This is a genomic window from Solirhodobacter olei (genome assembly GCF_004010155.1).
Taxonomy (GTDB): Bacteria; Pseudomonadota; Alphaproteobacteria; order Rhodobacterales; family Rhodobacteraceae; genus Solirhodobacter; species Solirhodobacter olei.
In genome coordinates this window covers 1-5,620 of the sequence record NZ_RRYH01000068.1, presented here as the reverse complement: position 1 = coordinate 5,620, position 5,620 = coordinate 1, and the positions used below count along the sequence as shown (strand labels likewise).

The following is a 5,620-nucleotide window of genomic DNA, read 5'->3' as shown; positions in this document are numbered from 1 at the left end:
GGGTCGTTCAGCGCGGATCCGAGATGTACCTGGAGCTCTAGGCGGGCGGAGTGCCTGTGGCCGCCAGAGTCCGCGCGGCCGCCGTATAAGGGTCGACTTCCGTCGCGGCCGGCAGCGGTCCATGCCCGGCCTGAACAGGCGCTTGCAGACCGCCGCGACCGAAGGCCCGAAATGGGGTGTTCTTAAGGCCGCCGGGCTGTGCTACGGCAGTCTCATGTCTGATGTGGCATCCATTTATTCCGGCCTCTTGCGCGGCCGCATGGCGACGCGCTGCCGCGCAGCGGCCTCGACACGTGCCGAGGTCGCCCGCACCATTCCCAAGTGCGCCGCCCGCCGCTTCGGCCTGGCAAGGGGACGCAGAACGTGAGCACCGCAACCGGCAATGGCATGGGGCGTCCGTCTGACGCGCGCGCCCAGGCGCGCCGCAATTCTCTCCTGCTTGCAGCGAGCCAGGCGATCGTCGGCTCGGTCGGGCCGATCAGCATTTCGATGGGCGGTCTTGCGGGGAGCTACCTGCTCGGCGCCGATAAATCGATGGCGACCGCCCCGGTCACGGGCTTCACCGCGGGGGTCGCGATCGGCGCGGTGATCGCGGCCGCGGTCACGCGCCGTCTTGGGCGGCGCGCCGGCTTCATGGTCGGCACGCTGTTTCCGATCGCCGGCGGGGCGCTGGCAACCGCGGCGCTGTTTGCCGGCAGCTTCTGGCTGCTCGTGGCAGCGCTGTTGCTTGCCGGATTCGGCAATTCCTTTGTGCAGCAATATCGCTTTGCCGCCGCCGATGCCGCTCCGCCTGCGTTCAAGCCGCAGGCGATCTCTCTGGTCCTGATCGGCGGTGTCTTCGCCGCGATCATCGGTCCGCAGACGGTGATCCATACCCGAACGCTGTTCGCACCGGTCATGTTCGCCGGGGCCTTTGCCGCGATGATACCGCTGGCGTTGGTCGGGGCCTTCGTCCTCTCCTTCCTGCGCATTCCCGAAAAGCATGAGCTGCACGAGGGGGAATCGGATGCGCCGCCCCGCCCGTTGGCCGAGATCGTCACGCAGCGCCGCTTTGTCACCGCTCTGGTCTGCGCCACCGCCTCCTATGCCCTGATGACGTTCATGATGACCGCCGCCCCGCTTGCCATGGTCGCGCATGGCCTGTCGGCGAACCTCGCCACCTGGGGCATCCAGTGGCACGTCATGGCGATGTTCGCGCCGAGCTTCTTCACGGGCCGCCTGATCGCCCGCTTCGGCAAGCACAGGATCGTCGCAACGGGTCTTGCAATTCTTCTTTGCTGCGCCGTCGTGGCCCATCTCGGCTTCGCGCTGTGGAATTTCTGGGCGGCCCTCGTCCTGCTCGGCCTTGGTTGGAACTTCGGCTTCATCGGGGCCACGTCGATGGTCGCGAGCTGCTACCACCCATCGGAAAAGAACAAGGCGCAGGGCTTCAACGATGCAATTCTGTTCAGCTGCGTCGCACTGTCTTCGCTCGCCTCTGGGCAGGTGCTGAACGACTTCGGCTGGAACACGCTGACCCTGATCTTCTGGCCCGTCGTCCTGATCTGCCTGTTGTTGCTGGCCTTCGATCACCTTCGCGGCCGTGGCGAGGCGCAGGCCGCCTGAGGATCAACGGGCCGGTCACTTTTTCGATGCCTTGCCGGCCACCCTGGTGTCGTTTTCCGTCGCTCGCGCCGTCGGAAACCCGAAAAGGTCCCGCAATATCGGGCCGAAAGGATCAGGCGATGCTGTCGCGGCAGGCCGGGGCAGGGATCTGAAGGCGCTGCAGCCCATCCGGGCCCGGCACGCGATCTTGCGAGGCCGGCGCGCGATGGCTATCACGGCGTTCCGCCTGATGGAGAGCTTGCCTTGACCCAGACCGCCGCCCACATCGCCCGCATCATCGCCCAGGAAATCGCCGCCAGCCCGGCGCAGGTGAGCGCAGCGGCGGCGCTTCTCGACGGGGGCGCGACGGTTCCCTTCGTTGCGCGCTATCGCAAGGAGGTCACGGGCGGGCTCGACGACACGCAGTTGCGGACCCTGTCGGACCGGCTCACCTACCTGCGCGAGCTCGAGGCGCGCCGCGAGTCGATCCTGAAATCGATCGGCGAGCAGGGCAAGCTTACCGACGATCTGGTTCGGGCGATAACGCGGGCGGAGACCAAGGCATCCATTGAAGACATATACCTGCCGTTCAAGCCGAAGCGGCGCACCAAGGCGATGGTCGCAAGGGAGAACGGTCTCGAGCCTTTGCTGAGCAAGATCATCGCCGACCGCGCGATAGCCCCCGAAACCCACGCCGAGGGCTATGTCAGCGAGGCTGTGCCGACCGTGAAGGAGGCGCTTGCCGGGGCGCGCGACATCCTGACCGAAGAGCTTTCCGAGCGGGCAGACCTCCTGGGCCGGCTTCGGGACTTCATGCGGCGCGAAGCCTTCGTCTCCTCGAAGGTGATCGAGGGCAAGGAGGAGCAGGGGGCAAAGTTCTCGGACTACTTCGATCAGCGGGAAAAGTGGGCCGATATCCCCTCTCACCGCGCGCTTGCCATCCTGCGGGCAGCCAAGGAAGAGATCGTCACGATGGAGATTGCCCCCGACCCAGAGACCGGGGTGCCGCAGGCTGTCGCCATGATCGCGGCATCCCTCGACACGTCCGGGGACACCCCGGGCGACCGGTGGCTGCGGGACGTGGCGGGCTGGGCCTGGCGGGTGAAGTTCTCCCTCACGATCTATATCGATTTGCTGACAGAATTGCGCCAGCGCGCCCATGAGGAGGCCATCGCGGTCTTCTCGCGCAACCTCAAGGATCTCCTTCTGGCGGCACCGGCGGGCGCCAAGGCGACGCTGGGGCTCGATCCCGGCATCCGCACGGGAGTGAAATGCGCGGTGGTCGACAAGACCGGCAAGCTTCTCGAGACCGCGACGATCTACCCGTTCCAGCCCAGGATGGACGTGCGCGGTGCGGAGGCGAAGCTTTCAGAGCTCGTCTCGCGCCATGGTGTGGAGCTGATTGCGATCGGGAACGGGACGGCCAGCCGGGAGACGGAGAAGCTCGTCGCAGACACGCTCCGGCTGCTGCCCGCGGGCGTGAAGGCGCCGACCAAGGTCGTCGTCTCGGAGGCCGGCGCCTCGGTCTATTCGGCCTCTGAGCTTGCCGCGCGGGAGTTTCCCGATCTCGATGTCTCGCTCCGCGGCGCGGTCTCCATCGCCCGGCGTCTGCAGGATCCGCTGGCAGAGTTGGTGAAGATCACACCCCAGTCGATCGGCGTCGGGCAGTACCAGCACGACGTCGACCAGCGCCGGCTGGCGCAGGCGCTCGAGGCGGTGGTGGAGGATGCCGTGAACGCTGTCGGGGTGGATCTCAACACCGCCTCGGCACCGCTGCTGGCACAGGTGGCCGGGCTTGGCCCGTCGCTCGCGGAAGCCATCGTGCGCCACCGCGAACAGCATGGCTCCTTCCCGTCACGAAAGTCGCTGCTGACGGTCACCGGCCTCGGCCCGAAGGCGTTCGAGCAATCCGCCGGCTTCCTGCGCATCCGCGACGGTGCCGAGCCGCTCGACGCCTCGGCCGTGCATCCGGAGGCCTATGACGTCGCCCGCCGCATCGTCTCGGCCTGCGGGCGCGATATCCGGCAGATCATCGGTACGGCGGGCGCCCTCAAAGGACTGCGCGCGGAAGACTTCGTGATGGGCTCCTTCGGCCTGCCGACCGTGCGAGACATCTTCCTGGAGCTGGAGAAACCTGGCCGCGATCCAAGGCCGGAGTTCAAGACGGCGACCTTCACCGACGGGGTCGAGGATATCAAGGATCTGAAACCCGGCATGCGCCTGGAAGGGACCGTCACCAACGTCGCCGCCTTCGGTGCCTTCGTCGACATCGGCGTGCATCAGGACGGTCTGGTGCATATCAGCCAGCTGGCCGACCGGTTCGTGAAGGACCCGCATGAGATCGTCAAGGCAGGCGACGTCGTTCAGGTCCACGTGACCGAAGTGGACATCGGACGCAAGCGCATCGGGCTGACAATGCGCAAGGAAGGTGGGGCGCCCGCCGGGCAGGCCGCCGCCGGCCCGAAGCAGCAGTCGCGGTCTTCGGAAAAGCCGAAGAGGCACGGCGCGAGTGGCGGGAGCGCACCAGCCCCGGGTGGATTTGGGGCAGCTCTAATCGAGGCGATGAAGAAGCGCTGAGAAATCGTGGCGCTGGGAGCTGCTCCGGGAAACCTGGTACGGTTGCATGGGCCGGGGCCTAAGGCCGCTCTCTAACCGAACTGGCACCTTCCCTCGCGAAGCCTTCGCCTGCATATTCGCGGTGGGGCTGAGCCACCTTGGCCTTCCGGAAACGCACCCACAGGCGGCACTGTCGCAGCATCGCCAGTTTGTCCGCCTCAAGGTCCTGCGGAACGAGGCCGAACTTCTGCACTTTCTCCAGGCCGATGCGCGCTACCCGGTGTCCGGCAAACCCACGCACATGCTCAAGGCGATCGGCAGCGTCGGCAGGCTTTGTTGCAGAACTCACGTCTGAGACGTGAGAGGCCCTTTCCCCTCGGCTTCAGGCCACGCGGACGATCTCGGCCGTTCCGAGGGCCGCGAAGCGGTTCATCAGTGCGATGCGGATCTGGATTTCGGCGGGGTCTGGCGGTCGGGGTCTCGTGCGGCGATGCGTTCACCGAAGGCTTTCAGACATCGCATCTTTGCCTCGATCCGGCTCCGGACATGGTATCCGGTCCAGCGTTTCCAGAACGCTCGGCCATAGTGCCTGGTAGCGCGTAGGGTTTCGTTTCGGGCAATCGCGGCCGGACAGTCCTCTCTCCACGGCCGCCCGTTCTTGCGGATCGGGATGATCGCGGTGGCCTGGCGGTCGATTATGGCGGTGTGGCAACGGCGGGTGTCGTAGGCGCCGTCGGCGGTCACCGTGCCGCTCTCCTCCCCCTCGGGGATCTGGTCGAGCAACTCCGGCAAGACCGGGCTGTCGCCATCGCTGCTCGGGGTAAACTCCACCGCCCGGATGTCCGAAGTCGTGGTGTCCATGGCCAGGTGCACCTTGCGCCACTGGCGTCGTCCCTGAGCACCGTGTTTGCGCGCCTGCCATTCGCCATCGCCGAGGAACTTGATCCCAGTGCCGTCCACCAGCAGGTTCAAGGGGCCTTCGGCGCGTCGATACGGGATCTGAACGGCCAGAGTCTTCTGGCGTCGGTCCAAGGTGGTGTAGTCGGGCACCGCCAGTCCAGATCGGCCATCTTCAACAGGCTGGCCACCATCCCGGTGGTCTGCCGCATCGGCAGCTTGAACAGGACCTTGATGGTCAGAACTGGATCGCCGCATCCGAGACTACCGCAAGCGCGACCGGGACTGCCGTCACGCGGCGCCAGCCAGGCCATCTCCTTGTCCAGCCAGATCAACAGTGACCCGCGTTTGCGAAGCGAAGCCGTGTAGCTGGACCAGTTCGTCTTGCGGTAGCGGGCAGCAAGTGTCGGCTTGCTCATCGCACCCGTCTAACCGCATGGATTCACGATGTGAATCGTCCATCGTCAGAGTTGTGCAACAACGCCTACCCACCACAGAGGCCGTGGGATAAGTCTGCCGGGGATGATGGGCGCACGGCTATCAGCCCGCCATATTCGCGCAAATCTGAGGGAAAGGTTGCGTG

3 protein-coding genes and 1 pseudogene are annotated in these 5,620 nt (G+C 66.0%); 3 read left to right on the top strand and 1 reads right to left on the bottom strand.

Annotation, left to right across the window (positions count from 1 at the left end; all coding sequences use genetic code 11):
* Positions 1-121: 121 nt before the first annotated feature.
* From EIP85_RS22360 to EIP85_RS22350, 3 genes are all read left to right on the top strand, one after another.
* Complete coding sequence (locus EIP85_RS22360; protein WP_127904415.1) at positions 122-367, top strand: hypothetical protein; 246 nt, start codon at positions 122-124, stop codon at positions 365-367.
* Positions 364-1,605 carry an MFS transporter gene (locus tag EIP85_RS22355; RefSeq protein WP_241560150.1) on the top strand — a complete coding sequence of 414 codons (1,242 nt, stop codon included), beginning with the start codon at positions 364-366 and terminating at the stop codon, positions 1,603-1,605. The genes EIP85_RS22360 and EIP85_RS22355 overlap by 4 nt, the downstream gene beginning before the upstream one ends.
* Positions 1,606-1,848: 243 nt before the next feature.
* Positions 1,849-4,161, top strand: a complete 2,313-nt coding sequence (locus EIP85_RS22350) for a Tex family protein (RefSeq protein WP_127904414.1) — start codon at positions 1,849-1,851, stop codon at positions 4,159-4,161.
* Between the two features lie 361 nt (positions 4,162-4,522).
* Here EIP85_RS22350 and EIP85_RS22345 read toward each other — a convergent pair.
* Positions 4,523-5,456: pseudogene (locus EIP85_RS22345) on the bottom strand (IS5 family transposase).
* Positions 5,457-5,620: the final 164 nt, after the last annotated feature.

What these genes read in the sequence shown, in the direction of transcription:
- EIP85_RS22360 (WP_127904415.1), top strand. Translation starts at nt 122, where the DNA reads ATGCCCGGCCTGAACAGGCGCTTGCAGACCGCCGCGACCGAAGGCCCG.